The following is a 25479-nucleotide window of genomic DNA, read 5'->3' as shown; positions in this document are numbered from 1 at the left end:
TCCGCTCAGCCTCCGTCCCGCACGAAGGCCAGCAGGTCCGCGTTCAATCGGTCCATATGGGTGACGAAGAGGCCGTGCGGCGCGCCTTCGTACACCTCGAGCCGGCTGCCGGGGATCAACTGCGCGGTCCTCCTCCCGGTCAGCTCCAGGGGGGCGGACACATCCTTGTCGCCGTGGATGACCAGGGCCGGGACCCGGATGCCGGGCAGCTCGGCCCGGAAGTCCGTCGAGGTTCCGGAGCGGTTGCACTCGATGACGGCCTTCATCGAGCACTGCCGCATCATGCCCATGAGCCACTCCATCATCTCGGGCGATGTCTCCGCGGTGACGAAGGGGCGGGCGTTGTCGGCCAGCCACCTGGGAAAGTCGCGGAGCAGCAACTGGTTGCGGATGTATTCGAAGATGCTCGCGTCGATGCCATCCGGATTGTCCGCCGTCTTCAGCGGAAACGGCGTGGCCGCCGGAGCGACGAAGACGACGCGGGCAATGCGCCCGTCTCCGTGGCGCGACAGGTAGCGGACCATCTCGCCGCTGGCCATGGAATGGCCCACGAGGGTGACGTCGCGCAGGTCGAGCGCCCCGAGCACCGCGGCCAGGTCGTCCGCCAGCGTGTCGTAGTCATAGCCGCGCCCCGGGTCACTGGAGCGGCCGTGCCCGCGCCGGTCGTAGGCGATGCACCGCAGGCCCTGCCCGGACAAGGGGACCAGTTGGTAGTTCCACATGTCGGAGCCGAGCGTCCAGCCGGAGAGGAAGACGACCGGCTTGCCCGTGCCCCAGTCCTTGTAGAACAGGTCCACGCCGTCGCGAGTCCGGATGAAGGACGGCGCGGGCGCCTTCACCGCCGGCTCGCCGGGGCCCGGGTCCGCCACCGCCACCGTGGGCGCACTCCAGGCCGCCAGGCCCATGCCCGCTACCGCTGTTTTCAAGATGTCTCGTCTGTCCATGACAGCACCTCGGCTGAAAGCCGTTGGGGGTTGATTGGCTTCGAGACTCAAGGTGCGCCGCGGCGTGTCCGGTGTCGATTACGTCGGAGGTAATTGGTGCCACTACGCCCCGGTCCTATCTTCAGGGCATGACGCTCCCGAACCGCCCCGTCGGAGAACTGCTGCGCACCTGGCGCCAGCGACGCTCGCTCAGCCAGCTCGACCTGGCCTGCCGCGCGGACGTCTCCGCCCGGCATGTCAGCTTCCTCGAGACCGGCCGCTCGAAGCCGAGCCGGGAGATGCTGCTCCACCTCGCCGAGGAGCTCGACATTCCCCTGCGTGAGCGCAATGCGCTGCTGACCGCCGCCGGGTTCGCCCCCGTCTATTCCGAGGAGCGCCTCGATGCCCCCGCCCTCCGGGCCGCACGGGAAGCCGTCGACCTCGTTCTCGCCGGACACGAGCCCTACCCGGCATTGGCCGTGGACCGCCACTGGACGTTGATCACCGCCAACCGCGCCGTCGGCATGCTCCTCGCCGAGGTCTCACCCGAGCTGCTCCAGCCTCCCGTCAACGTCCTGCGGCTCAGTCTGCACCCCGCCGGTCTCGGCCGGAACATCATCAATCTGGAGCAGTGGCGGGCCCACGTGCTCGCGCGGCTCCAGCGGCAGATCGACGTCTCCGCCGATGAGACCCTCGCCGCGCTCCACGAGGAGCTCCGCGGTGGGGCCACTCACGGCGGAGCGGCTCCGTCCGGTGGGCCCGCGCGAGAGCAGGACTTCGCGGGAGTGGTCGTCCCGATGCGGCTGAAGACCCGGCACGGGGTGCTGTCGTTCTTCAGCACCACGACCGTCTTCGGCACTCCCCTGGACATCACGTTGTCCGAGCTGGCGATCGAGTCCTTCTTCCCCGCGGATCGGCCCACCGCCGAGCTGCTGCGGCGAGTCGCCGAGAACGGTGTGCGCACCGACGCGTGACCTGCACCGGGCGTGGGCGCTCAACGTCCCTGGGCCGGCCAGTGGTGCACGACGCGGCTGATGGCCTCGTGCTGTGAGGCGTCGGGGACACAGGCGAGCACCGGGCCGTCCCGGGGGGTGAACTGGTATCCCTGGCCAGAGGGAGCAGGGCCGTGGGTGACGGTGGCGGCGGGCCAGAGTGCTCCGCCACCGGCGCGCACCGCCTCCTCCACGCACTGGTCGAAGTCCGCCTCGGGAAGCAGGGAGAGCTGCTCCAGCATCAGCGGCAGGGTCAGCTTCTCCGGGCATCCGTCGCGCCACTCGCCGAAGAGGGCGCGCAGCATGGCGTCGAAACCCTGCTCCGGAAGGAAGGCCACCTGGCCGGAGCGCAGCACCATCATTCCGGGCGCTCCCTCCTGCCCGGGGGCGGAGGCCGCCGGGCGGCGGGTCACCTGGAGCATGGCCAACGGATACGCGGGGGCGCCCAGGTCCCGTCCGAACAGGCGCGGCCGGCGGTGCAGCTCGAGCAACGCCTCCATGAGCGGGAGTTGCCGGACGTCACTGAGGGTCAGCAGCTCGTCACCCGCCGCGACATGCAGGACGCCGAGCTTCTTCGTGAAGGCATGCGGCTCGCTGGTGATGCCACCGGACCGGATCGAGTCCAACGAGATCTGCCTCGCCGGGCCCACGAGCGGTTTCCACACCAGCCGCCGGGGCGTGAGCCAGAACCGGCCCACGTGCTTCAGCGTGCGCAGCAGTCCCAACAATGGCAGCAGGAGCGGGAGCAGCGCGGGGAGGAGCAGCCCGTATTGCCCCGTGTCGAAGACGTCGTAGAGCTCACCGAGCACGTTGGTGCGCCTGCGCGGGAGCAGGGTGAGGAGGAGGACGGCGCTCCACAGGCCGAGCATCCACCACCCCTTCTTGATGGAAAGGAGCACGTGCTCCCCCTCGAAGCGGACCGTCGCGGCCGGCTCGCGCAGCTTCATCTCCAGCCGCTCGAGTCCCTCCACGAAGGATGCGCCGCCCTGCTCGCCGAGCCGGGTGAGCCGGTCCCGCACCAGGGTCTCCATCCTGTCGCGCTGGGTGCGGAGCTGCCGGGTGAGGAGGGCCAGCGGATGGGGCTCGGACCCGGAGCCCTGCTCGAGCCGGTGCTCCGCGCGAGCGAGTGCCTCGAGGAAGGAGGTCTCCAGCTCGCGGACCGCTCGCAACAGCCCGGGCTGCTTCCGGAGGTGGTGCCGCCAGCGCCGCGAGGCGAGCGGCTCCAGGAGAGCGCTCTGGCGGGCGCGGGCCTGTTCGAGAACCTCCCACGCTCCCTCGAGCTGGACCCGGAGCTCGTGTTCCAGCGAGTCGCTCGGACGCGGGGGCAGGGGCTGCGTGGAGTGGGTGCTCATGGCGTGTGCGGGCCGCAGCGTCACATATGGCGCGAGGCAACTCCATCCCCCTGGACGTGTCCTCTCCGTCCGGAGAGGGCCCACCAGGCGAGGAACCGTATGAGAGCAGAGACCATCATCCGTGCGTGGAAGGATCCGGCGTTCCGCGCGAGCCTCACCTCGGAGGAGCGGGCGGCGCTCCCCGAGTTACCCTCCGGCAAGCCGGTGACCGAGCTCGGCGAGGACGAGCTGTCGGACGCGGTGGGGGGCGCGCGCCATTGCCCTCCCCACGGCCATCCGTTCACCGACTATCCGTGCAGTGCGGTCGACGCCTGCCCGAGCTCCCTGCTCTGTACGGCCCGCGGCTGTTGACGGCCGTCACCACGGGGTGTGGCGGTAGTCCTTGAAGAAGTTGCCCCACACGAACTGGCGGGTGTTCTCCGAGGTCATCACGGGGTCCACCACGCGGGCCGCGCCGTCGACGATGTCCAGCGGCGGATGGAAGTCGAGCTCGTTCTGCTTGCGCTCGGAGTGCTGCGCCGGGTCCTCGTCGGTGACCCAGCCGGTGTCCGCCGCGTTCATGAAGATGTTGTCCTTCGCGTAATCGGGCGCGGAGGTCAGCGTCATCATGTTCAGCGCGGCCTTGGCCATGTTCGTGTGGGGGTGCTTGTCCGTCTTCGTCCCGCGCGAGAAGCTGCCCTCCATCGCCGACACGTTCACGATGTGGCCGGGCGAGGAGCGGTCGCGCAGCATCAGCGGCTTGAGCTTGCCGCACAGGATGAAGGGCGCCACCGCGTTCACCAGGTGCACCTCCAGCATCTCGGCCGTCGAGACGTCCGCGAGCTTCATCCGCCACGAGTTCATCTCGCGCAGGTCCACCTGCTGCAGGTCCGCGTCCAGCCGTCCCTGGGGGAAGAGGGCGCTCGTGTCGCCCTCCTGCTCGAGGGCGTAGGGGAGCAGCGACAGCGCCGCGGACGAGTGGATGCCGATGGCGGGATCACTGCTGCGCCACGTGGGCATGAGCGACGAGGGGTCGCCGCCCGCGCCCAGGGTGGGCTGCACCGACGCGACGCACTCCACGTGCCCTGCGAGCAGCGGGCGCAGCTCCGGGCGCAGCTCATCGACGCGGCGCTGCTCGCCCGCCAGCAGGTGCGCGTAGAAGCCGGGCGGACGGCGCACGGTCTGCGCCGCGTTGTTGATGAGGATGTCCAGCCGGTGGTGCGCCTGCTCGATGTGCCGCGCGAACAGCTCGACGCTGGGGGCGTGCCGCAGGTCCAGCCCATGGATGTGCAGCCGGTGCGACCAGTCCCCGAAGTCGGGCTCGCGCGCGTAGCGCTCCGCCGAGTCCAGGGGAAAGCGCGTGGTGGCGATGACGCGCGCGCCCGAGCGCAGCAGCATCAGCGACGCCTGATAGCCGATCTTCACGCGCGCGCCGGTGATGAGCGCGACCTTGCCGGACAGCGGCGCCCGCTGGGTCCGCTTCGCGTAGTTGAAGTCCCCGCACTCGCAGCACAGCGTGTCGTAGAAGAAGTGCAGCTTGCGGTACTCCGCCTTGCAGACGTAGCAGCGGCGAGGAACCTCGAGGAGCCGCTCCGGCCCCTGCTCCGAGGGCGGCGGCGGCGGCAGTTGCGGCGCGGTGAACACGGGGGAGCGGCGCAGCGAGCGGATCTCCGTCGTCGCACGGATGACGCGGTCGTGCTCGCGCTTCGTCTCCTTGCGCTCGCGCCTCAGCGCCTTCTGGAGCCGCGACTTCTCGTCGCGATTCGGGTGCACCAGGCGGCCGGCCGCGGCCAGCAAGGCCTTGCGATCCGACTCGGGGACGCCGTTCAGCAGGATGCGGTGCTCGGCCATCGCCTCGAGGAGGCGCGTGACCTGGTGCACCTCCTCCAGCGACAAGGCGGACTGGGGCTCCGTGGACGGGGGCAGCTGGGCTTGCTCGGCGTTCTTCATCGCACCGGTGCATACCTGCCGAGGCGGCGGGAGAAAAGGGTCATGGCGGGGCCGGGCCGGACGGGCAGGAGGGGGGCCGTGCGGCCAGGCACCCGCCGGGGTTCTCACGGAACGCGAGGCCTCTACTCCACCGGTAAGGTCCACCCCAGCACACTCCGGGCCTCGTTCTGTGCGCGAGTGATCCGTCGTACCCGGGGGCCGGGTGGCAGATGGGAAGGAGAAGGCCCACCCTGGGCATGAAATGACACCGGAGCGAGAACTGAGTCTCCTTCCGGCGCCGGCCTCCGTGGCCACGGCGTCCGGTGAACCCCGATTCGGCACCTACCAGGGCGAGCTGCCCGAGGTGGATCTCTCCCGGCTCAAGGGCCGGTGGGCTCCCGCCGCGGCTCCCGCCAGGCTGCTCAAACGCAAACGCTGGCACTACACCCTGGCCGCCACGCCCGAGGTGCTCGCGCTCTTCGCGGTGGTGGACGTGGGGTACTCGGCCAACGCCTTCGCCGTGGCGCTGGACCTCAAGGAGCAGCGTCCCCTCTGTGACGTGAGCTTCCTCGGCGCCCCCGGTCCACTGGCCGAGGTGGGCGACAAGCCCGGCGCGGGGCTGACGGCCTCGTTCCGCACCCTCGGCGGGCGGCTCACGGCGCGCCGCGGCGAGGACGACGAGCGCTACCACCTCCAGGTGGATGTGAGCCGGCTGCGCACCGGCAGCCTCCAGTCCTTCCAGTGGAATGGAGATCTGCTCGTGGCCGGGGGCCCTCCGGCGCTCACGGTGATTGCCCCCGTGGAAGGCGATGGCTTCGTCAACGTCACCCAGAAGCGCTGCGGCATGCTGTCCTTCGGCAGCCTCGAGGCGGGCGGCAAGCGCTTCCGGATGGACGGCGGGGTGGGCGGCACCGACTACACCCAGGGCTACCTCGCGCGGCACACCGCCTGGCGGTGGGCCTTCCTGGCGGGCAGGCTGGCGGACGGCACGCCGGTCGGCATCAACCTCGTCGAGGGCTTCAACGAGAGCACCGGCATCAACGAGAACGCCCTCTGGCTGGGGCAGCGGCTCTACCCGCTGGGCCGGGCGCGCTTCGAGTACGACCGCCGCGAGCTGATGAGCCCCTGGCGCATCCGGACGGACGACGGGGCGGTGGATCTGCGCTTCCAGCCCCTCTACGTCCACCGGGAGGACCACGACTTCAAGGTGGTGGTGAGCCACTTCGCCCAGCCGCTCGGCCTCTTCGAGGGCACGGTGCGGGTGGGGGGCCAGACGCACCGGCTGTCCGGGGTGCCCGGCGTCACCGAGGATCAAGACATGCTGTGGTGATAGGCTCGGGGGGCCTTGTCCTCCATCGAGCCTGGGACCACCGTTGGCCGTTACCGCGTCATCCGCCTTCTCGCCCAGGGCGGCATGGCCGAGGTCTATCGCGCCGAGCAGGCCCTCACCGGGGGCATCGTCCGCCCCGTCGCGCTGAAGGTCATCCGTCCGGAGTACTCGGAGTCCGAGGACTTCCGCGAGATGTTCCTCGACGAGGCGCGCACCGCCTGCACCCTCAGCCATCCCCACATCGTCCACATCTACGAGGTGGGCGAGGCGGAGGGGCTGCTCTACATGGCCATGGAGCTGGTGGCCGGCGTGTCGCTCACCGAGGTGGAGAGCACGCTGCGCCAGCGCGGCGAGCGTTTCACGGACGAGGCGCTGCTGGCGGTGGGCATCGCCACCTGCGCGGCGCTCGAGGCCGTGCACGAGCGGCCCAACCTGGTGCACCGGGACGTGTCGCCGCAGAACCTGATGCTCTCGGCCGGCGGTACGCTCAAGCTCATCGACTTCGGCATCGCCAAGGCGGCCACCAACCGCAACCTCACCCGCGCCGGCACCACCAAGGGCAAGGCGGGCTACTTCTCGCCGGAGCAGGCCAAGGGCAAGCTGCTCGACGGGCGGAGCGATCTCTTCTCGCTGGGCGTCACCCTGTACCAGCTCGCCGCGGGCGTGGGCCCGCTGGACGCGTACCCCACCCTCATCTCGCGCAACACCGCGCTGGTGCGGGGCGACTGGGAGCCGCTCTCGCGCGTGTGCCCGGAGCTGCCGCGCGGCTTCGTCTCCGTGGTGGAGCGCGCCATGCGCGTGAAGCCCGAGGAGCGCTACCCCGACGCGCGCACCATGCGCGAGGAGCTGGAGTCGGTGGCCTTCGCGGCCGGCCTGCCCGTGGGCCCCGGCTCGCTCACGGGCTACGTGCGGGCCGAGGGTGAGGCTGTCTCCGTTTCGAAGACGAGCCCGCGCCGGGCGGCCCGGGGCAGTGCGGCCGGTGCGCCCGCGGTCGTGACGGCCTCGCGTGCTCCGGCGGCCCGTGGCCTCCTGGGAGGCCGCAAGGTGTGGGCCCCCGTGGCGGGCGTGGTGGTGGGCCTGGCGCTCTCGCTCGCGGGAGGCGCCTTCGTGCTCTCGCGCCAGCAGCCCGCGCCCGTGAAGCCGCCCGCGCCCGTGCCCGCGGTGGCCACGCCCGCCCCCGTGCCCGCGCCTCCCACGGCCGTCGCCGAGGCGCCCGCGCCCGCGCCCGTTGCTGCTGCCCCCGAGCCCGCTCCGCCCTCCGAGCCCCTCGCGGTGGAGCCCGTCCCCGAGGTCCGGCCGGAGCCGCCGAGCACTCCGGTGGCCGCGGTGACTCGCCCGAAGCGTGACTCCAAGCGCCACCGGGAGCCGGCCCACGCGGTGACGGCCTCGGCTCCCGCTCCGGCACCCGCCGAAGAGGTGTTGTCGGGCGTGGGCGCGCTGCGCATCGGCCCGGCCTCGGGAGTCCAGGCGAAGGTGAAGCTGCCCGGGGGCGAGTTCGAGGAGCTCCCGGTCGACCGGCGGCGCTGGAACGCGGGCCGCTACTCGCTGCAGTTCAGCTCCTCCGGGAAGATGTCGAGCTGCGAGGTGAAGGTACTCCCCGAGCGCCGCGCGTTCGTCGTCTTCGACGGCAAGGGCTGCACGGTGAGCTACTGAGACTGAGCGGGGATCCACCCGGCCCGGTCTGGCTCAATACCTCCGGCGAGACAGGTGGACGTGGCGGGCCAGGCGCCACCGCTCCCGTGGGAAAGACGCATGCGACTGACGATGTGCCGATGGGCCGTGGGGCTGTGCGTGGGACTGCTGGCGGTGGGGTGTGGAGGCTCGCGCCTTCCCGCTCCGTCCTGGGTGCAGGAGAACCCGGCGGTGGCCAACGACAACCTCCCGCGTCTGCGGGCTCGCGCCACGCTGGGCACCGTCGTCCAGGTCTTCACCCAGCCGGATTGCGCGGGGCCGATGCTCCTGCAAACCGTCGCGGACGAGACGGAGATCGCCGCGTTCGAGCTCTCCGTCGAGGACGACTCCTCCACGACCCTGAGTCTCCGGGCGGTGAAGGACGAGCGTTCCTCCGACTGCTCCACGCCCTTCGTCTATACGGAGGACAGCCGCGCGCCCGACGCGCCCTCCTGGGCCGCGGACAACCCCGTGCTGACCAACGCCACCGTCCCCACCCTGCGGGCCTCGGCGGAGCCCGGCAGCCGGGTGGCCGCCCATGCCAGCGCGGACTGCTCGGGGCCGGAGCTCGCCAACGCCAGCGCGGATGACTCGGGCACCGTCTCCCTCAAGGTGCCGATGGTGGCCAACTCCACCCACCGGATCTTCCTCCGTGCCCGGGACGCGGCGGGCAACCTCTCGGGGTGCTCGGGGGGCTTCACCGTGGAGCATGACGGCACCCGGCCTTCCGACGTGCGGTTCCTGGGCTACACCCCGGCGTCCCCCGCCAACCACAACGCTCCCGTGCTCACGGGCAGTTCCGAGCCGGGCACCCGCGTCGACTTCTTCGGCAACGCCTACTGCTCCAGCCCCGCGCTCCTCACCGTTCCCTTGGACGCCGATGGGCGCTTCGAGGTCACGCTCTCCGTGAGGGACGACAGCTCGGCCTACTTCAGCGCCCGGGCCACCGACGCGGTCGGCAACACCAGTGACTGTGAGAGCACGAGCTTCCAAGAGGACAGCACCCCGCCCTCGCCCCCCTCGGGGTTGTCGCTCTCGTACCCCTCGCCCGGCCCGTACACCTCCATCTCCGTGTCGGGGAGCGCGCAGACGGGGATGGGGGTGCTCCTCTTCACCAGCGGGGGCTGTACGGGAGTCCCGGCCGTCACCGGGTCGGTCGGCTCCTTCTCCAGCACCTTCACCGTGACCACCTCCGTCCCGGAGAACAGCACCACGGCCTTGCACCTGGCCACCCAGGACTTCGCGGGCAACCGCTCCACGTGCGTGGGGCCCCTCACCTATGTCCATGACAACGTGCCGCCGGAGCTCGAGGGCGTGAAGGTGTCGGACGGCCCGGGAGAGGACCTGCGCCACCAGCTCGTGGCCAACGTCGTCGAGGCGCACTGGGAGGGCTTCACCGATGCGCACGGCATCGTCCAGTACGAGCACTACCTCTCCACGGTCCCCATCTGCGCCGGGTACCAGCCCGGCCTGCCGGATCCTCGCACCACGACGCAGAGCACCGCGCGGCTCACCGGGCTCTCGCTCGCCGACAACACGGCCTACTACCACTGTGTCCGGGCGAAGGACGGGGCGGGGAACTGGAGCCCCTATGTGGCGTCCGATGGCTTCCGGGTGGACCTGTCGCCGCCCGCCGTGTCGGGCACCACGCCCCTGTCGGGCTCGTCGGAGGTGGACATCCTGGGGCCCGTGCGCTTCACCTTCAACGAGCCGGTGGACGCCGCCAGCCTCACGCCCGGCAGCTTCACGCTGGAGGTGAATGGCTCGCCCGTGGAGACGACGGTGGCCTGTACCGCCTCGGCGACGAGCTGTGCCTTCACCCCCGTCCGCCCGCTGCCCTACCGCGAGACGGTGCACGCGACGCTGGCGGCCACGGTGAAGGACACGGCCGGACGGGTGATGACGACGCCCGTGAGCCTCTCCTTCACGACGCGGGGCCGCGTGTGGCAGGCGCCGCGCGAGGTGCGCTCGGTGCGGCCCGGGCTCTTCCCGGACGTGGCGGTGGACGGGCAGGGCCATGCGCTGGCCGTCTGGGTGCAGGGGACTTCCAGTGGCGCCTTGCGCCCCTTCGCCAGCCGCTCCACGCCCTACGCGGGCTGGGAGCCGGGGCGCGAGCTGGACACCGTGCACCCGGGGGATGTGGAGCACCCGGCGGTGGCGGTGAACGAGGCCGGCTTCGGCGTGGCCGTGTGGGAGCTGCACGGGGCGAGGGTGGACCTGTACGCGGCCGAGTACACCCCCGGCACGGGCTGGGGCGAGCCGCGCCTGCTGGAGACGCGGGACGAGCCGGTGAGCACGCCGCGGGTAGGTGTGGACGCGGAGGGCAACGCGCTCGTCGTGTGGAAGCAGTCGGACGGGACGGCCGAGAGCCTCTGGGCCGCGCGTCTGGTGAAGGGCGGAGGTTGGGGCGCGCCCCTGCTGCTGGAGACGGACGCGGGAGCTACCACGGTGCCGGCCCTGGCGCTGGAGGGCTCCGGGCGGGCGGTGGCGGCGTGGCTGCAGCCGGACTCTGGAGGCACCGTGCGCGTGCGCGCCAGCCGCTATGTCCCCGGCTCGGGGTGGACGCCGCCGGAGCAGGCTGCCGCCTCGGGTGAAGGTTCCTCGGTGTCCGCCGCCCTGAGCGCGAATGGCTCGGCGTTCCTCTTGTTCCGGGGCTCCTCGGAAGCCAGCGTGGGCCCCTCCCTGCTCTCCACCCGCTACGTCCCCGGCGAGGGCTGGAGCACGGTGGCCACCCGGCTGGGCGAGGCGCCTCCGGGAGGGGATGACCCGGGCCTCGCCATGGACCGGTGGGGCCGTGCGATGGCCGTCTGGACCCGGCCGGAGGCCAGCACGGGCTTTTGGTTCCTCTCCGTCTCGCGCTTCGTCCCGAAGGAGGGGTGGCGCTCCATCTCGCTGGGGACCCGGATGGCCAGCCAGCCCTCGGTGGCGTCGGACGGGCAGGGCAACTTCCACCTCGTCTGGGTGGAGAACACGTATGGCATCGACCAGGTGTTCGCGGCCCGTTACCCCGAGGGGGCCACCGCCATCAGCTCGGTGGTGGAGCTGGAGCCGTACCACGGCGGCACCTCCAAGCGGCCGAGGGTCCGAGCGAACGGTACGGGCTCGGCGATGACGGTGTGGTACCGGGACAACGGCGGAGGTTTCTCCAGCAACCTCGTCTACGCCGCCGCCTACGAGTAGGGGGGCTGTACCGCCACGGGCCGCCCCTGGCCTAGACTGGGGGCCCCGCTTCGGATCCCCCCCATGAACTCCTGCTCGAGCTGTGGCCACCCCTTTGGCGATGAAGTGCAGTACTTCTGTCCCGAGTGTGGCCAGGAAGTCCCCGACAGCCAGCTCAATGCCGGCTCCGCGGACTACGGCGCGGGCGAGGGGGACTACGGCTACAACGATGACTCCGCGTGGCAGGAGCCACCGCCTCCCTCGCCCCTCGCGCGGCTGGAGGAGCTGCTCGCCAAGGTGTCCGTCCCCGTGCTCGGCGTGGCCGGGCAGATGGGCGCCGTCTTCCGCGGCGTGTTGGATGACCCGCGCTTGCGCTCGCACCTGCCGGGCGGCTCGCTGACGCTGCTCGGCCTGGGGCTCGTGGGGCTGGGCCTGCTGCTCTCGGTGATTCCGGCCGTGCCGGGCCTTGGCTGGGGCGTCCTGGTGGTGCTGCCGTGGGCCGCGCTCGTCGCCGTGAACGAGTGGCGCATCATCAGCCAGCCCGAGGCCCAGGAGCCGGGCATGCCTCCCGTCCGCCCCCTGCCGCCGTCGCTCGCGAGCCTCCCCCGGGACACGCGCCACCCCGGCATCGCGCAGACCTTCGCCCTGCTCATCTGCACGTACGCCGTGCTGATGCTGGGCCTCGGCCCCATCTCGCTGGTGTGGCTGCTGGCCGGCGGGGTGCTCGGCTACGAGCAGGGCTGGCGCTACTTCGCGGACAGGGACGAGGAGACGGACGGTGCCGAGGGGAGCTTCGGTCCCCGCCTGCACCGCTGGGTGGTGGCGGGCGTCGTCGTCTGCACCTTCTCGCTCCTGTTCCCGTGGACGCGGGGCACCCTCCAGGTCCCGGGCCTGTCCGGCGGGGATATGCCGCTCTCGACGTACACGCTGTTCACGCTGCTGCTGCTCGCGTGCTCCGCCGTGCGCCACCGCGGCCTGTCCGCCTTCCACCCCCTCCTGCTCATCCTCGCCGCCATCTGGCTCACGATGTGGTTCGTGCTCAATATGAGCGCCTACGCCTTCGGGCCCTGGTTCTTCCTCCCGGGCCTGCTCGCCGTCGATGCCGCCATCGTGCGCCACCTCACGCTGCTGATGCGCGGCGGCGGGGAGAACGCGGAGCAGCAGGAGCCGGCTCCGGACGTGGATCTCCAGGGGTAGGAACCCGGGGACCGGGCACCCTCACCCCGGGGGGCTTGCCCCCCCTTTGAACGACGGGGGGCTCCTCTCCCAGGGGGAGAGGGGTTGTGACTCAGTGGGTTGTGAGCCGGTGGGGTGAGGGTTCAGCGCGGGGGCGGCGCTACGGCTGGCGCTTCAGCCAGGCGCTCACCTCGGGCATGGCGCGCTCTCGCAACGCCACGTCCTGCGCCAGCTTCTCCAGCGTCTGCTCCGTGGCCTGCTTCGCCTCTTCCACCGGACTCGACGTCAGCAGCTTGCTCGCCTCGTCGAGCTGCTTGCGCTCGCGCAGCGCTCCCATCGACTCCACCACCCGCCGCAGCAGCATCGGCGCCCGGCCCGTCCTGCCGAGCACGTCCTGCCAGCGCTTCTGCATCTCCGCCCACCACGCGTCCCGGCCCGTCCGGTTGCCCATCAGCCCCGTCACGAAGCTCGCCACGTCCTGCATCTTCACCTTGTCCGTGAAGAAGAGCTTCTGCGCCGCGTCGGCCAGCGCCGGGTCCTCGAAGGACGTCAGCGCCATGAGGTAGCGCCGCTGCGTCGCCGGATCCGGCTCCCCCGGCATCTTCTCCAGCAGCTTCTCGTAGAGCGCCCGGTCTCCCGAGCGCGCCACCATGGCCACCGCCACGTCCAGCAGGTTGGGCTCCAGCACTCCCTTGTCCCCATCCAGCATCCGCATCACCCGGGGCCTTGCCTCGCCCAGCGCCTCCGCGCTGCGCGCCACGCCGCCCACGGCCCTCACCAGCGCCGCGCGCCGCAGCTTCACCCGGTCCGACTCCCCCGGCGCCGCGTTCCAGCCGAGCTTCTTCAGCCCCGCCCCCAAGAGCTTCTCCACCCACTGCTGGAAGCGCTTCTGCTCCGCGCCCTCCACCAGCCGGCCCTCCACGTACGCCAGCCGGCTCACCAGCTCGTCCAGCACGGCGTCGTCCTCCTCGTTGCCGAAGCGGCCCGCAAGGTCCAGGAAGGCCGCCACCGGGGCCTGCCCGCTGCGCACCAGCGCCCACTGGTCCGCCAGCAGCGAGATGCGCTCCGAGGGCGCCAGCGCCGTGACGCTCGCGGAGATCCGCTCCAGCGCCGGAGCGTCGTATTGCACCCGGTAGAAGCCCGTGGAGCCCGCGTTGGCGCACAGCCACTTCACCTCGCCCGAGCCCTCCAGCGTCACCTTCGCCTGCGCCTCGCGCAGCAGCACCCGCTGCTCGCGCACCCCGCCCGCGTCCGAGTAGCGCAGCACCATCGGCACCGGCCAGCGCTCGCCGCTCTTCACCCCCGGCTCCGAATAGTAGCGCTGCTGCGACAGGGTCACCGTGCGGCCGTCCAGCGACACCGACACCAGCGGGTAGCCGCTCTGGCCAATCCAGGCGTTGGCCAGCTCCAGCACCGGCTGCGACGAGGCGTTGGCCAGCGCCCGCCACAGGTCATCCGCCACCGCGTTGGAGCGCGCGTGCGTGCGCATGTACTGGCGCATGCCCTCGCGGAAGGGCTCCTCGCCGAGGAAGCCTTCGATCATCCGCAGCACCGCGCCGCCCTTCTCGTAGGTGATGAGATCGAAGCTCTCACCGGCCTCGTTGGCGTTGCGCACCTCGCCGCGCACCGGGTGCGTCGAGCGCAGCGCGTCCAGGTGCAGCGCCGCCGCCTTGCCCGCGTCGAAGTCCAGCCACACGCGCCAGTCCGGCTTCCAGCTGTCGACGATCTTGTACGCCATCCACGTGGCGAAGGCCTCGTTGAGCCAGAGGTCGTCCCACCACACCATCGTCACCCAGTTGCCGAACCACTGGTGCGCCAGCTCGTGCGTCACCACCTCGGCCACGCGCTTCTGCACGGAGAGCGGCGCGGTGGCCGGGTCCAGCAGCAGGGCGATCTCCCGGTAGGTGATGAGGCCCGCGTTCTCCATGGCGCCGGCCTCGAAGTCGGGGATGCCCACCTGGTCCACCTTGCCGAAGGCGTAGGGCAGCCCGAAGTAGTCCTGCAGCCGGGGCAGCGCCGCCAGCGCCGCGTCCTGGCCGAAGCGCGTCAGGTGCGCCTTCTCCGGCAGCGCCCACGTGCGCACCGGAATGCCCTGCACCTTCTCCTCGGGCGTGCCCACCAGCGGGCCGCACACCAGCGCCACCAGGTACGAGCTGAGCACCTCCGTCTCCGCGAAGGTCAGCTTGCGCAGCTTGCCGTCCTCTTCGTCCTTGAGCAGCGCGCCGTTGGCCAGCGTCGTCAGCCCCGGAGGCACCCGCACCGTGAGCGCCCAGCGCGCCTTGAAGGCCGGCTCGTCGAAGCACGGGAAGAGCCGGCGCGCGTCTGCCGCCTCGAACTGCGTCGCCGCCACCTTGCCCGCCGCGTACAGGCCCCGGAGGCCCTCGGTGAAGCGGCCCGTCCACGCCACGTCCAGCGTCGCCGCGCCCGCGGGCAGCTGCTCGCCGAAGCGCAGCACCACCGTCTCGCTGACCTGCACGGGCTGGATGGCGGTGGGCTTGAGGCTCTTGCCGTTGCCACCCCGGAAGGTCACCTCGCCGAGCTGCAGCGCGATGGCGTGGAGGATGAGCTCGTTGGAGGGCTTCTCCAGCTCCAGCTCGATGGTCTGCTGGCCGGTGAAGCTCTTGGCCTCCATGTCGAGCGTCACCGTCGCCGCGTACCGCTTGGGACGGATGGAGAGGGGGAGCCGGAAGTTCTTGTCGTCGGTTACGTGCGCCATAGGGGGCCGACTCTAGCGGGAGTGCAAGCGGGCGCCCGTCAATGAGTGAGGGCGTCGTGCGTCTGGCGTCCACCGGGTGACGGCTCGGACCCGGGGGTTTTTCCGGGATTCGTTGGCCTCGTGACGGGTGGGGCGGGGGGGAGCTGCTCCCAGAGGCGCCCGTCGAGGACATGGCCGGGGCGGGCGGCCCCCCACTGCTTGAAGAAGAAGGGCACCCCGGCGGCGAGGCACTGATCGCGCAGGCCGCGCACCCAGTCGGGGTGCACCGGGCGGGCTCCGGGGCCGCTCTCCCCGCCCGCGATGATCCAATCGAGCGCGGGCAGCCAGGGACCGAGGTCCACGGGCCCGAGCAGGGGCTCACAGCACAGGAAGCGCAGCCGGGCGGGGACGTCGAGCAGCACGGGGATGCGCTGCGCCGCCAGCGTCTGATCCTCCACCGTGGCCCCGAGCCACACGTTGGGATAGCCGCCGCCCCAGTCCGGGGGCAGGCCGCGCGCGATGCGGGCGGGGCGCTTGGTGAGCACCAGCCAGTCGAGGTGGGGCGTGCGGCGGATGAGGACCCAGAGCCGCTCCAGGGCGCCCTCGGGGGCCTCGGCGTCGAACACGTCCGCCATGGACGCGCAGAGCACCCGCGCGCGCTCGCCGCTCCGGGCCGCGGCCTTCTCCCATTGCAGGGGCCGGGCCCAGTACTTGTCTCCGAAGGTACGGCGGGGCGCTCCCTTGCCCCAGTGCCCGCCTCCCGCGCGCAGGTCGATGCGCTCGGCATAGCAGTGGTCGCAACCGGGGCTGACGCGGGTGCAGCCCCACCAGGGATTGAAGGTGAAGGGGATGAGCTCCATGGCGGCCCCTTTTCTCTAGGGCCGGACGGCGGGCGAGGCTCACGGTGCCGGATGGCCGCTCGCCCTCCGTGCTAGCGTCTCCGGGCGCGATGTCCTCTTCGTTCCGTGCCTGCGCCGTGCCGCTGGCCTGCGCCACCGTGGTGCTGGCCCTGCTCATCAGCCACGGGACGATGCTCGTGCGGCAGCCGGTTTCGCCGGACATCCTCTTCCTCTTCCTGCCCAACGCCTCCTTCCTGCGCGAGCAGTTGCTACAGGGCGCGCTGCCGCTGTGGAACCCGCTGCTGCTCGCGGGCCACCCGTTCCTGGCCGAGCTGCAGACGCAGGTGCTCTACCCGCCGAGCCTGCTTTTCCTCCTCGCGCCGCCCGAGCGCGTCCTGGGCCCGTTCCTCTTCGCGCACCTGGTGTGGTTGGGGCTGGGGACGTGGCGGCTGGCGCGCTACTCGGGGGCGAGCCGCCGCGCGGCCGTGCTGGCCGGACTCGCCGCGGGCCTCAGTCCCCTGGCCGTCGAGCACTACGCCCACCCGAACATGCTGTGCGGGCTGAGTTGGGTGCCCTGGGTGTGGGGCTCGGGGCGGCTCCTGGCGCGACGTCCCACCCGGCGCGGCATGGTGGGGCTGGGGGTGCTGGTGGCGTGCAGCGTGCTCGCGGGCTCTCCCGAGCTGACGCTGCTCGCGCTGGTGGGGCTCGCGGGGTGCCTCTGGAAGCGCACGCGGTGGACGGTGGGCGCGGTGGGGCTCGGGGCCGGGCTGTCCGCCGCCACGTGGATTCCGTTCCTGGAGCTGCTCGTGCGCTCGGACCGGGGCACGGGGATTGGCACGGGCGAGGCCACGAGCTTCGCCCTGTCTCCGGCCGAGGTGTTGGACCTGGCGCTGCCCTTCGTCCGCTTCGGCGCGGACCGCTCCGGCGCGCAGAGCTTCCAGTCGGTGCTCTTCGTGGGCGCGAGCATCCTGCTGCTGGCGGCCTTCGGGCTGTGGCGGCGCAAGCGGCTCGCGGGGGTGTGCGGGGTGCTCGTGCTGCTGGCGCTCGGGGACGCGGGAGGGCTCTTTACGGTGCTGCACCGCTGGGTGCCGGGCGCGGGCCTGTTCCGCTTTCCCATCAAGTTCCTCTCGCCGCTGCCGGTGCTGCTGGCGTTGGCGCTGGCCTCGGGGTTCTCCGCGTGGGAGCGGGGGAGGCCGGCCACCACGCGGCGGCCGGGGGCGGTGTTCGCCATGGTGTGCCTGCTGGGCGCGTGTGCGCTCGCGGTGGCGGAGGCGGGCGCGGGCTGGGCGGTGAGCCTGGCGTGGGTGGGGCTGGTGGGGGGCGCGCTGCTGGCCTCGCGGCGGCTGGCGCCGGGGAGGCGCGGGTGGGCGGTGGCGGCCGTCATCGTCCTCGAGTGCGCGGTGTTCCAGCAGGGCGTGGGGACGCTGGCGAACCGGAGCGGAGGAGCGCCGTGCCGTCCGTCTCCCGCGTTCCGGCCCGAGGGCCGCGTGGCCTATGACATCGACTGGGGACGGGTGGACGTCGCGCACCGGGCGGAGGCGTGCGAGGTGGGCGTGCCCAACGCGAACATGGCGGGAGGCTTCGCGGCGCTCGAGGGCTTCGTGGTGCCCGCGCCCGCGTATGTGAAGCGGCTGGTGCGCGAGGAGCCGGAGCGGGCGGCGGCGCTGCTGGGGGCGGCGGTGGTGGTCATCGACGACGAGGCGAAGCGCGCGGCGTACCCGGGAGAGGTTCTCTTCCAGAACGGGAGCTACCTGGCGCTGAGGCTGGGACGGCCGGGGCGGGCGGTGCTGGAGTCGGGCGGGGAGCGGCTGGAGGTGGAGCCCGAGGTGGACACGCCCTCGCGGCTGGCCTTCGTGCTTCCGCGGGGAGGGCAGCGGCTCACGGTGCGGGATGCATGGTTCCCCGGGTGGGAGGCGGAAGCGGATGGGCAGCCGGTGCCCGTGCTCGAGGCCGAGGGTCTGCGCGCCATCGCGCTGCGCGGGGACGAGCGGCGGGTGGAACTGCGCTATCGCCCGGGCTCCTTCCGCACGGGGCTGACGGTGGCGCTCGTGAGCCTGGGCGTGCTGGTGGTGCTGTGGTTGCGCCCGGGACGCAGGGCCCGGGAGGCCTGAGCCGCGCTCGAACCAGAAGCCCTGGGGGCGCACCTTCCGGCCGCGCTCTTCACGAACTTGTCCAACTGTTGGACAACTTTTGCGGCACCGGGCCCGGAGGGGTCCTCCTCCTGGAGGTGACTCGACGAATCATGCGCTGCCTGCCGCCGTGAGAAGTGGTAGAGGGACGGGCAGGAGGTGACCGCGCATGGCGGACAAGGCATCGTGGAAGGGTGGACGGCTGGGGGCGTTCCACCTCGGCCGGCGGTACAAGGACATCGGGGCGGACCTGGGCCGCGTCTACGAGTCCCACGACGTTCACACGGGCGAGCCCGCCGTGGTGGTGATGCCGGGCCAGGGCGCGGACTCGGAGCCCACCGAGGCGTGGCGGGTCCGGGTCTCCTCTCATCTGGCGCCTCCCCATCTCGCGCTGGTGGTGGAGCACGCGCCCTCCACGGGCAAGGTGCCGGAGCTGTCGGCCATGCTCGACCTGCTGACCTCCGCGGTGGAACGCTTGGAGGAGAGGGTCGAGGTTCGCACCCATCTGACTCACGGACCGATCGGGCCGTGGCGCAGGTGGACCGGGCGCGCGCGCCGGCTGCTGCGTTCCCGGTGGCCGCTGGCCGTCACGGGGCTCGCCATGGTGGCGGTGGCCGCTGCTTTCTGGTGGCGTACTCCGGCGCCCGAGGGTGACGACCGGATGGCCCTCGCCGGGAATGGTACGGCCCACACTGCGCTTCCCGAAATGAGTGTGGTCAACGGGGACAGTACCGTCCTGGCCGCTATCGCCTTCCCCATGGCCGACAAGCCCTACTCGAATCAGGCCAAACCGCCGTGCAGGCCCCGGCAGGGCGAGGTGGAGATCAACGGCGGCTGCTGGGTGGAAACGACCAAGCGTCCGCCCTGTGAAGACACGGCCGAGTACAAGGGTAGGTGTTACGTGGTGGTGGGTGAGCGGTCTCCGCGCCCGCCGCAATCCATCCAGGAGTAGTCCGCCCGGCGCGCAGGTCCTCTTGTGTTCTCCCGCCCCGCAGAGGTGTCCCCGCGTCATGGCGGGGCCTCATCTGCGATGCCCCGCCGAGATGCCTGGCAACTCGATCGGGGTGACCTTCCGGGCGCGCGGTGCTCCAACTGGTCCGACTGTCGGACCAGTTGCTCGAGCTCGGGCGCGGAAGCTGTCCCTCACGTCGCTTCGTGATGATGTCCAAGAATCTGCCGGACACTCCACTGGGATGAGTATCCCTGTCACTCTGCGGCCTGCCTGCGCATGCCGTAGCTGGCCCTTGGGAGACACGAACGGATGATGAGACGACTCGGACCCGCCGACTACCGCGACATGCCCTGGAAGAACGGAGGTGGGGTCACTCGCGAGCTGCTGAAGCTCCCTCATCCGTCCGACCCGGCCCGCTTCCTGGCGCGCCTGTCCATTGCCACCGTCGGCGCATCCGGGCCCTTCTCCGTGTTCCCGGGCGTGGACCGGACCCTGATGATCCTGGACGGCGCCGGAGTGGTGCTGACCATCCATGGGGAGCGGGATGTGGTGCTCGACCGGCGCTGGCAGCCGTTCGCGTTCCCGGGCGAGGCGGAGATCCAGTGCCGGTTGCTCGGCGGTTCGGTGCGGGACTTCAACCTCATGGTGGACCGGGCCGTGGCCCGGGGCTCGCTCGAGGTGGTTCAGCTTGCCCCCGGGGAAACACGTACGCTCGCCGGTGCGAGGACCGTGCTGCTGCATGTCCTGGAGGGCCACGTGGCGGTGGCCGGGACGCCGCTGGCCGTGGAGGAGACGCTCTGGCTGGACGCCCCCGAGTCCCTGTCGCTGCGGAGCGACGAGGGCGCCGTCGTGTCCGCCATCCATCTGCGCTCGCCCGCTCCATGAGCGCGCCTATCGCTCACCCGTCCGCCTGCTCACGGTGTTGCTGGCGAGAGGGCGGGGCCTGCGTTAGAGCCGCGCTCCAGCATGTCTTCTCCGGCCGCCTCCGTTCCCTCCGTCTTCCGTCATCGTGACTTCCGCCTCTACCAGCTGGCGCGCCTGTGCGCGGTGCTCGCCGTGCAGATCGAGTCCGTGGCCATCGGCTGGCAGGTGTACGAGATGACTGGCAGCGCCCTGGCCCTCGGTTACACGGGGCTGGCGCAGTTCCTGCCCTTCCTCGCCTTCAGCCTGATTGGCGGCCAGGTGGCCGATCGCGTGGACCGGCGCATCATCCTCGCGGTGTGCCAGGGCGTCATGCTGCTGTGCAGCCTGTTGCTGCTCACCTTCTCCCTGGGCCACATCCAGGACGTGCGGTTCGTCTACGGCGTGCTGGTGCTCTTCGGCACCGCGCGCGCCTTCTACTCGCCCGCGGGCTCCGCCATCACCGCCCACCTGGTGCCCCCCGAGGACCTCTCGCGCGCCATCGCCGTCAACTCCACCACGTGGCAGGTGGCCACCATCGCCGGTCCGGCCGTGGGCGGTGTGCTCTACGGATGGGCGGGCGCCACCGGCTCCTATATCGGCTCGGCCGCGCTGTGCGCGCTCACCGTGGTGTGGATCCTCTCCCTGAAGGTGAGGACGGGCCGCGCCTCCAACGAGGCGTTCTCCATGTCCACGCTCCTGGCGGGGTTCCGGTTCGTGCGCCGGCAGCGGCTGCTGCTGGGCAGCATCACCCTGGACCTGTTCGCGGTGCTGCTGGGCGGAGCGGTGGCGCTGCTGCCCATCTACGCGCGCGACGTGCTGCACACCGGGCCGTGGGGCCTGGGGCTGCTGCGCAGTGCACCGGCGGCGGGTGCGGCGCTGGTGGCCGTGCTGCTCGCCATGCGTCCCCTGGGAGGGCGGGCCGGGTGGAAGATGTTCGTCTCGGTGGCCATCTTCGGCGCGGCCACGCTCGTCTTCGGGGTGAGCCGCTGGCTGCCGCTGTCCGTGCTGGCGCTGGCGGTGGCGGGGGCCGCCGACATGGTGAGCGTGGTGGTGCGCAGCACGTTGGAGCTGATGGCCACGCCGGATGAGATGCGGGGCCGCGTGGGCGCGGTGAACATGATGTGCGTGGGGGCCTCCAACGAGCTGGGCGAGTTCCGCGCCGGTGCCTTCGCCGAGCACGTGGGCGCGGTGCCCGCGGTGGTGGCGGGCGCGGTGGGGACGCTGGTGGTGGTGGCGCTGTGGGCCTGGGCCTTCCCCGAGCTGCGGCGGGTGGACCACCTGGAGGAGGCGGCCCGCCAGCCCCTGCCCGAGGACGCCGGGGCCGAGGCCGCCAGCACGGCTTCATGAGCCCGCGCACGGCCGCTGGGCGGGTGGAGGCGATGCCATCGGGGGCCGAGGGGAACCCGGGCTCCGCGCCAGTGGCGGTGGGGACGCGCCCGGAGCTCCGGGCCGTGTTGGGGCTCTCGGCGCTCATGCTGGTGCACCACTTCGGTCTGTGGGCGTGGACCGCGTTCCACCGGGGTTTTCCGCTGCTCCAGGGCCTCGAGCGCTGGGACTCGGCCCACTACAGCACCCTGGTGACGCAGGGCTATGTCTCGCCGCTCTGGGCGTTCCTGCCGCTCTATCCGTGGACGGTGGGGCTCATGCACGCGCTCGTCGGGGGCTCGGTGCCGCCGCAGGTGCTGGGCTGCGCGCTGTCCACGGCCCTGCTGCTGGCCTTCGTCCTCCGCGTGCGTGCGTCTCCGCTCGCGCCCCGCACCCTGTGGGGGTGGTTCTTCTTCCTCTTCAGTCCGGCCAGCTTCGCCCTGCACTCGCACCACACCGAGGCGCTGTTCCTGGTGCTGTCCTTTGGTGCGCTCGCCTCCGCCTGGACGGGCCGGTTCTGGTGGACGGCGCTCTTCGCGGGACTGTGCGTGCTGACGCGCAACCAGGGGGTGTTCGTGGCGGTGGCGGCGGCACTCCTGCTGGCCGAGCGCGCGGAGGCGGGGCAGAGGTTCGTCCGCTTCGCGGGCCTGGGCGCCCTGTCGCTCGCGGCGTACGGGGGGTTGATGGTCTTCGAGTGGCTCGCGTCCGGAGATCCCCTCGCGCACGTGCATGCCCAGTCTCACTGGGGCTATGTCGACTCCGCGTGGAGCGCGCTGCGCACCCTCTGGTACGGCAACCCCGGACAGGTGCCACGTGGGTGGTCGCTCCTGCGGGGCGTCTTCGTCGCCCTGCTCTTCGTGGCCTCGGTGGCGTGGTTCCGCCGGAGCCGGCCGCTCTTCGTCTACGGGGTGCTGTCGCTGGCCGTGATGCTCCCGCAGGGAGACTTCCTCAATGCGTTCCGCTTCGGCGCGGTGCTCTTCCCCATGCTGTTCTGGCTGGGAGATTGGATCTCCGAACGGCCGGCCTGGCTGCGCTGGTCCGTGGCGCTGCTCACCCTGTGGCTCAACCACCGGGTGACGCACGGATTCGTGATTGGACTCTGGGCCTACTGACGTCTCCACTGCCCCGGTTGGCGTAGAGTCGCGCCCCGCCATGCCGCCTCGAGCCCCCCTCGTCCACATCCACGACCACGCCCTGCCCGACGCGGACTTCTCCCGCCTGTGGCGCAAGGTCCGCGCCCTGGGCACCGAGCGTCTCCGTCAGACCTACCAGACCACCTTCTGGTTCGAGCTCGGCGAGCCCACCAACGTCATCGAGCAGGTCATCCTCGCGCTGCGTCCGCGCGTGCCGCTGCGCCGGGGCCTTGCGGGCGTCGAGTGGTGGCTCTCGCGCATGCGCACCACCGACGTTCAGGTGGACTTCCACCAGGACCGCGACGAGAAGCTCGCCCTGCGCGGCGGCCCGCTCGTCCACCCGCGCTTCACCTCCCTGCTCTTCATGAACAGCGTCCGCGGGGGGGCCCTCGCGGTCACCCAGGCCTTGCCCTGCGAGGACAACCCCTCCCTCGCCCCCGACACGGACGCGTTCGATCTCGCCGCGCCCAGGCCCAACCGCTTCGTCTACTTCCGGGGAGACCTCACCCACGGCGTGCTGGATGCCGACAACCAGATTCCCACCGGGAAGCTGCCGGGCACCTCGCGCCTGCGGGTGACGCTGGTGATGAACTGGTGGAGCCAGCGCCCCACGGACATCCCCACCTTCTCCGAGTCGAAGGTGTACCGCTCCCTCGCGCTCCCCGCGCCCCGGCGGCCTACTTCCGCGGGTCGGAGGCGATGAAGAAGACCGTCGCCGCGCCCACCACCAGCGCCGCGCCTCCCGCGTACACCCACGGGCTGTCGTACCAGGGCTTCTGCTCGATGACCGAGAGCTGCAGCGGGGCCAGCGGGTTGGCCGCCCGCGCCACCGTGTTGCCCTGGGTGTCGAGCGCCTCGACGAAGTACCAGGCGGTGAAGGAGGCCGTCCGGCGGGGGGCGGGCAGCTCGCCCTCGCACGTGCCGTCCTGGCACACCATGGGCGTGGCGCGGTAGGGGCCGCCGGGCACGGGCGCGTGGCGCAGCAGCACCTCGCTGGCCTTCTCCTGCGGATCCTTCAAGCTGGCGCGCACCACCTGGGGCCGGCCCGCGTCCTCGCGCGGCAGCACCTCCAGCTTCGGCCGCGCGGCGAGCATCGCGCGCACCCGCTCCACCAGATCCTTCTGCTTCTGGGGCGCGTCCGAGGGCGGCCGCACCCAGGCATCCAGCTCCAGCGCCTCGGTGGTGCGCTGCTCGGCGTTCACCGGATCCTCCAGCAGCAGGTGGATGAAGCCGAGCTCCAGCAGGGCCTGGGCGCGCTCGGCGGAGGGCCGGTCCGGGTGGCCGAGGTAGCGCTGGTATTCGACGACGGCCTCCTCGTAGCGCAGGGCGCCAGCGAACTCGCGGGCGCGGGCGAGGTCGGCCTGGGCCTCGGAGGGAGCCTGGGCCAGCACGAGGGAGGCGGTGGCGAGGACGGGGAACGTGAGCAGGAGCACCGTCCCCGAGCCTACTCGGGCCGCCGGGACTTGTCAGACCGGTGCGCTAGGAATGCACCGGTCGTCACCGCTGAGAGCCGGGTCCGGGCGGGTCTCGGGCCCGGCTCTCGCACTTCGTCCTGCTCCTACAGCCCGCTGGGGCCCAGCGCGCCCTCCAGGCCCTCGAAGGGCTTGGAGATGACGGCGTGCAGGACCATGTCCTCCAGCCGCAGCTCCAGGGGCAGCTCCAGCGGGTTGCCGACGCCCGCCTCCGTCACCGTGTTGCTGACGATGATCCAGATGCGCTCCTTGCCGATGGCGTTGCGCAGCGTGGGCGAGTTGACGTTCACCGGCGTGCGCGAGTTCGGCGGGAAGTCCTTCTGGGGCAGCAGCTCCTCGGCGCTGGCGTAGTAGGAGGGCGGGTTGTTGTCGCCGTAGATGATGGGCCTGTCCGGCGTGGCCGTGCCCACCAGCGACAGCCGCGCGGAGGACTTCAGCGTGAACGCCTTGGAGGGGTTGAACACGGTGAGATCGGCGGTGATCTCCTTCACGTTGACGTCGAGGCCCTGCGTCTCCTCGGGCATGTCGACGGCGACCTCGACGTAGACGGGCCGGAGCGCCGAGGTGACGGGGATGGCGACCGACTGGGGCGGCGTGTCCACGGCCAGCTCGGCGGAGCACGCGGTGAGCAGCAACGGGCAGAGCAGCGAGAGGAAGGAGCGTCTCATCGGAAGGTCCAGGACAGGTCCAAGGCGGGGAGGATGGGGAAGCGGCCTTCGTTGAAGGGCACCAGGGGCTCGGAGACGTCCACGTAGGCGGCGCCGAGCGAGAAGCCGAAGTTGTCTCCGGCGTAGCGCAGGCCGGCGGCGCCGCGCAGGGGGTAGCCCTCCTGGAGGCGCACGCCGAACTCCCCCACCACGGACCAGTTGCCCGCGAAGTTGACCACCAGGGCGCCCGAGGCGGTGGTGGTGGCCGACTGGTAGCGCCAGTGGCGCACCTCGGCCTGCATCAGCACCGGGCCGAGCTGCAGGCCGTAGAGCGCGTAGGCGCTGGGCCCCTGGAAGTCGATCTCGAACTTCTTCACCGCCGGCTGCTGCGTGGCGACGAAGTCGGAGAGCACCTGGTTGCCGAGGAACTTCGTGTAGCGCGCGCCGACGACGAAGCGGTGGGGACCGGCCTCCAGCGCCCAGCGCAGGCCCAGGTTGGGGGCGAGCGCCGCGTCGGCCAGGACGGAGGTGTCCAGCGCGAAGCCCAGCGCCAGCGGGAGCGCCGCGCGCTGCAGGCCGATGACGGGCTTCTTGATGGCGGCGGCCTCGTCGGAGGCGAGCAGCCGCGCGTTGCCGGCAGGGTTGAAGGCATGGGCCTCGGAGGACCCGGGAAGGGCGCCAAGTGCCCAGAGGACGAGCCCGGCCGCGGCGAGGCGGCTCGGACGGGGGAAGGTGTGTCGAGGTATCAACCCACTCACTCCTGGAGAGAAGGGGAGGGCGCAGGTGTACCTCGCCCGCGAGGGGCCTGTCACACGTACTGCCCGTGCGGATTC

The 25479-nt window shown here is 71.7% G+C and carries 20 protein-coding genes; 12 read left to right on the top strand and 8 right to left on the bottom strand.

Annotated elements, in window-relative coordinates:
* Positions 1-5: 5 nt before the first annotated feature.
* Positions 6-926, bottom strand: coding sequence for an alpha/beta fold hydrolase (locus NR798_RS42780; RefSeq protein WP_375768368.1), 921 nt, complete (start codon positions 924-926; stop codon positions 6-8).
* A 146-nt stretch (positions 927-1072) separates the two neighbouring features.
* Between NR798_RS42780 and NR798_RS42775 the strand changes: the two genes are divergently transcribed.
* A complete protein-coding gene (locus tag NR798_RS42775; protein WP_375768367.1) occupies positions 1073-1897 on the top strand; it encodes a helix-turn-helix domain-containing protein in 825 nt (274 codons plus the stop codon).
* 20 nt (positions 1898-1917) lie between these two features.
* Here the strand turns inward: NR798_RS42775 and NR798_RS42770 are convergent, their stop codons facing one another.
* Positions 1918-3267: a hypothetical protein gene (locus tag NR798_RS42770; RefSeq protein ID WP_375768366.1), complete on the bottom strand. Its 1350-nt coding sequence runs from the start codon at positions 3265-3267 to the stop codon at positions 1918-1920.
* 99 nt (positions 3268-3366) lie between these two features.
* Between NR798_RS42770 and NR798_RS42765 the strand changes: the two genes are divergently transcribed.
* A complete protein-coding gene (locus NR798_RS42765; protein ID WP_375768365.1) occupies positions 3367-3618 on the top strand; it encodes a mersacidin/lichenicidin family type 2 lantibiotic in 252 nt (83 codons plus the stop codon).
* A 6-nt stretch (positions 3619-3624) separates the two neighbouring features.
* Here NR798_RS42765 and NR798_RS42760 read toward each other — a convergent pair whose 3' ends face one another.
* Positions 3625-5196: an SDR family NAD(P)-dependent oxidoreductase gene (locus NR798_RS42760; protein ID WP_375768364.1), complete on the bottom strand. Its 1572-nt coding sequence runs from the start codon at positions 5194-5196 to the stop codon at positions 3625-3627.
* A gap of 241 nt (positions 5197-5437) precedes the next feature.
* Here NR798_RS42760 and NR798_RS42755 point away from each other — a divergent pair, with 241 nt between their 5' ends.
* The 4 genes from NR798_RS42755 to NR798_RS42740 all read left to right on the top strand — a co-directional run bounded on the left by NR798_RS42755 (position 5438) and on the right by NR798_RS42740 (position 12532).
* Positions 5438-6505, top strand: a complete 1068-nt coding sequence (locus NR798_RS42755) for a DUF2804 domain-containing protein (protein ID WP_375768363.1) — start codon at positions 5438-5440, stop codon at positions 6503-6505.
* Positions 6506-6520: 15 nt separating this feature from the next.
* Entirely contained in the window at positions 6521-8158 is a 1638-nt protein-coding gene (locus NR798_RS42750) for a serine/threonine-protein kinase (protein WP_375768362.1), read from the top strand.
* Between the two features lie 99 nt (positions 8159-8257).
* Positions 8258-11356 carry an Ig-like domain-containing protein gene (locus NR798_RS42745; RefSeq protein ID WP_375768361.1) on the top strand — a complete coding sequence of 1033 codons (3099 nt, stop codon included), beginning with the start codon at positions 8258-8260 and terminating at the stop codon, positions 11354-11356.
* A 63-nt stretch (positions 11357-11419) separates the two neighbouring features.
* Positions 11420-12532 (top strand): hypothetical protein, encoded by a 1113-nt coding sequence (locus NR798_RS42740; RefSeq protein WP_375768360.1) that lies wholly within the window; start codon positions 11420-11422, stop codon positions 12530-12532.
* 139 nt (positions 12533-12671) lie between these two features.
* Here NR798_RS42740 and NR798_RS42735 read toward each other — a convergent pair whose 3' ends face one another.
* The gene (locus tag NR798_RS42735) at positions 12672-15227 is read right to left on the bottom strand and encodes a M1 family metallopeptidase (RefSeq protein ID WP_375768359.1); all 2556 of its coding nucleotides are present in this window, start codon (positions 15225-15227) and stop codon (positions 12672-12674) included.
* A 38-nt stretch (positions 15228-15265) separates the two neighbouring features.
* The gene (locus NR798_RS42730; protein ID WP_375768358.1) at positions 15266-16066 is read right to left on the bottom strand and encodes a DUF5131 family protein; all 801 of its coding nucleotides are present in this window, start codon (positions 16064-16066) and stop codon (positions 15266-15268) included.
* 89 nt (positions 16067-16155) lie between these two features.
* Here NR798_RS42730 and NR798_RS42725 point away from each other — a divergent pair, with 89 nt between their 5' ends.
* The 6 genes from NR798_RS42725 (at position 16156) to NR798_RS42700 (ending at position 23230) form a co-directional block, all read left to right on the top strand.
* On the top strand, positions 16156-18156 hold the full coding sequence (locus tag NR798_RS42725; RefSeq protein WP_375768357.1) for a hypothetical protein: 2001 nt from the start codon (positions 16156-16158) through the stop codon (positions 18154-18156).
* A 187-nt stretch (positions 18157-18343) separates the two neighbouring features.
* Positions 18344-19126 (top strand): hypothetical protein, encoded by a 783-nt coding sequence (locus NR798_RS42720; RefSeq protein WP_375768356.1) that lies wholly within the window; start codon positions 18344-18346, stop codon positions 19124-19126.
* 312 nt (positions 19127-19438) lie between these two features.
* Positions 19439-20011, top strand: coding sequence for a HutD family protein (locus NR798_RS42715; protein ID WP_375768355.1), 573 nt, complete (start codon positions 19439-19441; stop codon positions 20009-20011).
* Between the two features lie 81 nt (positions 20012-20092).
* Positions 20093-21376, top strand: coding sequence for an MFS transporter (locus NR798_RS42710; RefSeq protein WP_375768354.1), 1284 nt, complete (start codon positions 20093-20095; stop codon positions 21374-21376).
* Positions 21373-22506 carry a hypothetical protein gene (locus tag NR798_RS42705; RefSeq protein ID WP_375768353.1) on the top strand — a complete coding sequence of 378 codons (1134 nt, stop codon included), beginning with the start codon at positions 21373-21375 and terminating at the stop codon, positions 22504-22506. Before NR798_RS42710 ends, NR798_RS42705 begins: the two co-directional genes overlap by 4 nt.
* A 40-nt stretch (positions 22507-22546) precedes the next feature.
* Positions 22547-23230, top strand: a complete 684-nt coding sequence (locus NR798_RS42700) for a hypothetical protein (RefSeq protein WP_375768352.1) — start codon at positions 22547-22549, stop codon at positions 23228-23230.
* On the opposite strand, the gene NR798_RS42695 is transcribed toward NR798_RS42700, so the two are convergent.
* The 3 genes from NR798_RS42695 to NR798_RS42685 form a co-directional block, all read right to left on the bottom strand.
* On the bottom strand, positions 23205-23960 hold the full coding sequence (locus NR798_RS42695) for a hypothetical protein (protein WP_375768351.1): 756 nt from the start codon (positions 23958-23960) through the stop codon (positions 23205-23207). The two genes, NR798_RS42700 and NR798_RS42695, sit on opposite strands and share 26 nt — an antisense overlap.
* A gap of 125 nt (positions 23961-24085) precedes the next feature.
* Positions 24086-24667 carry a hypothetical protein gene (locus NR798_RS42690; protein ID WP_375768350.1) on the bottom strand — a complete coding sequence of 194 codons (582 nt, stop codon included), beginning with the start codon at positions 24665-24667 and terminating at the stop codon, positions 24086-24088.
* The gene (locus NR798_RS42685) at positions 24664-25404 is read right to left on the bottom strand and encodes a hypothetical protein (RefSeq protein ID WP_375773912.1); all 741 of its coding nucleotides are present in this window, start codon (positions 25402-25404) and stop codon (positions 24664-24666) included. Before NR798_RS42685 ends, NR798_RS42690 begins: the two co-directional genes overlap by 4 nt.
* Between the last annotated feature and the right edge of the window lie 75 nt (positions 25405-25479).

Source organism: Archangium gephyra, from assembly GCF_042230915.1.
Classification (GTDB): domain Bacteria; phylum Myxococcota; class Myxococcia; order Myxococcales; family Myxococcaceae; genus Archangium; species Archangium gephyra_B.
The sequence above is the reverse complement of the archived record's forward strand: the minus strand, read 5'-3'. Positions and strand labels throughout refer to the sequence as shown.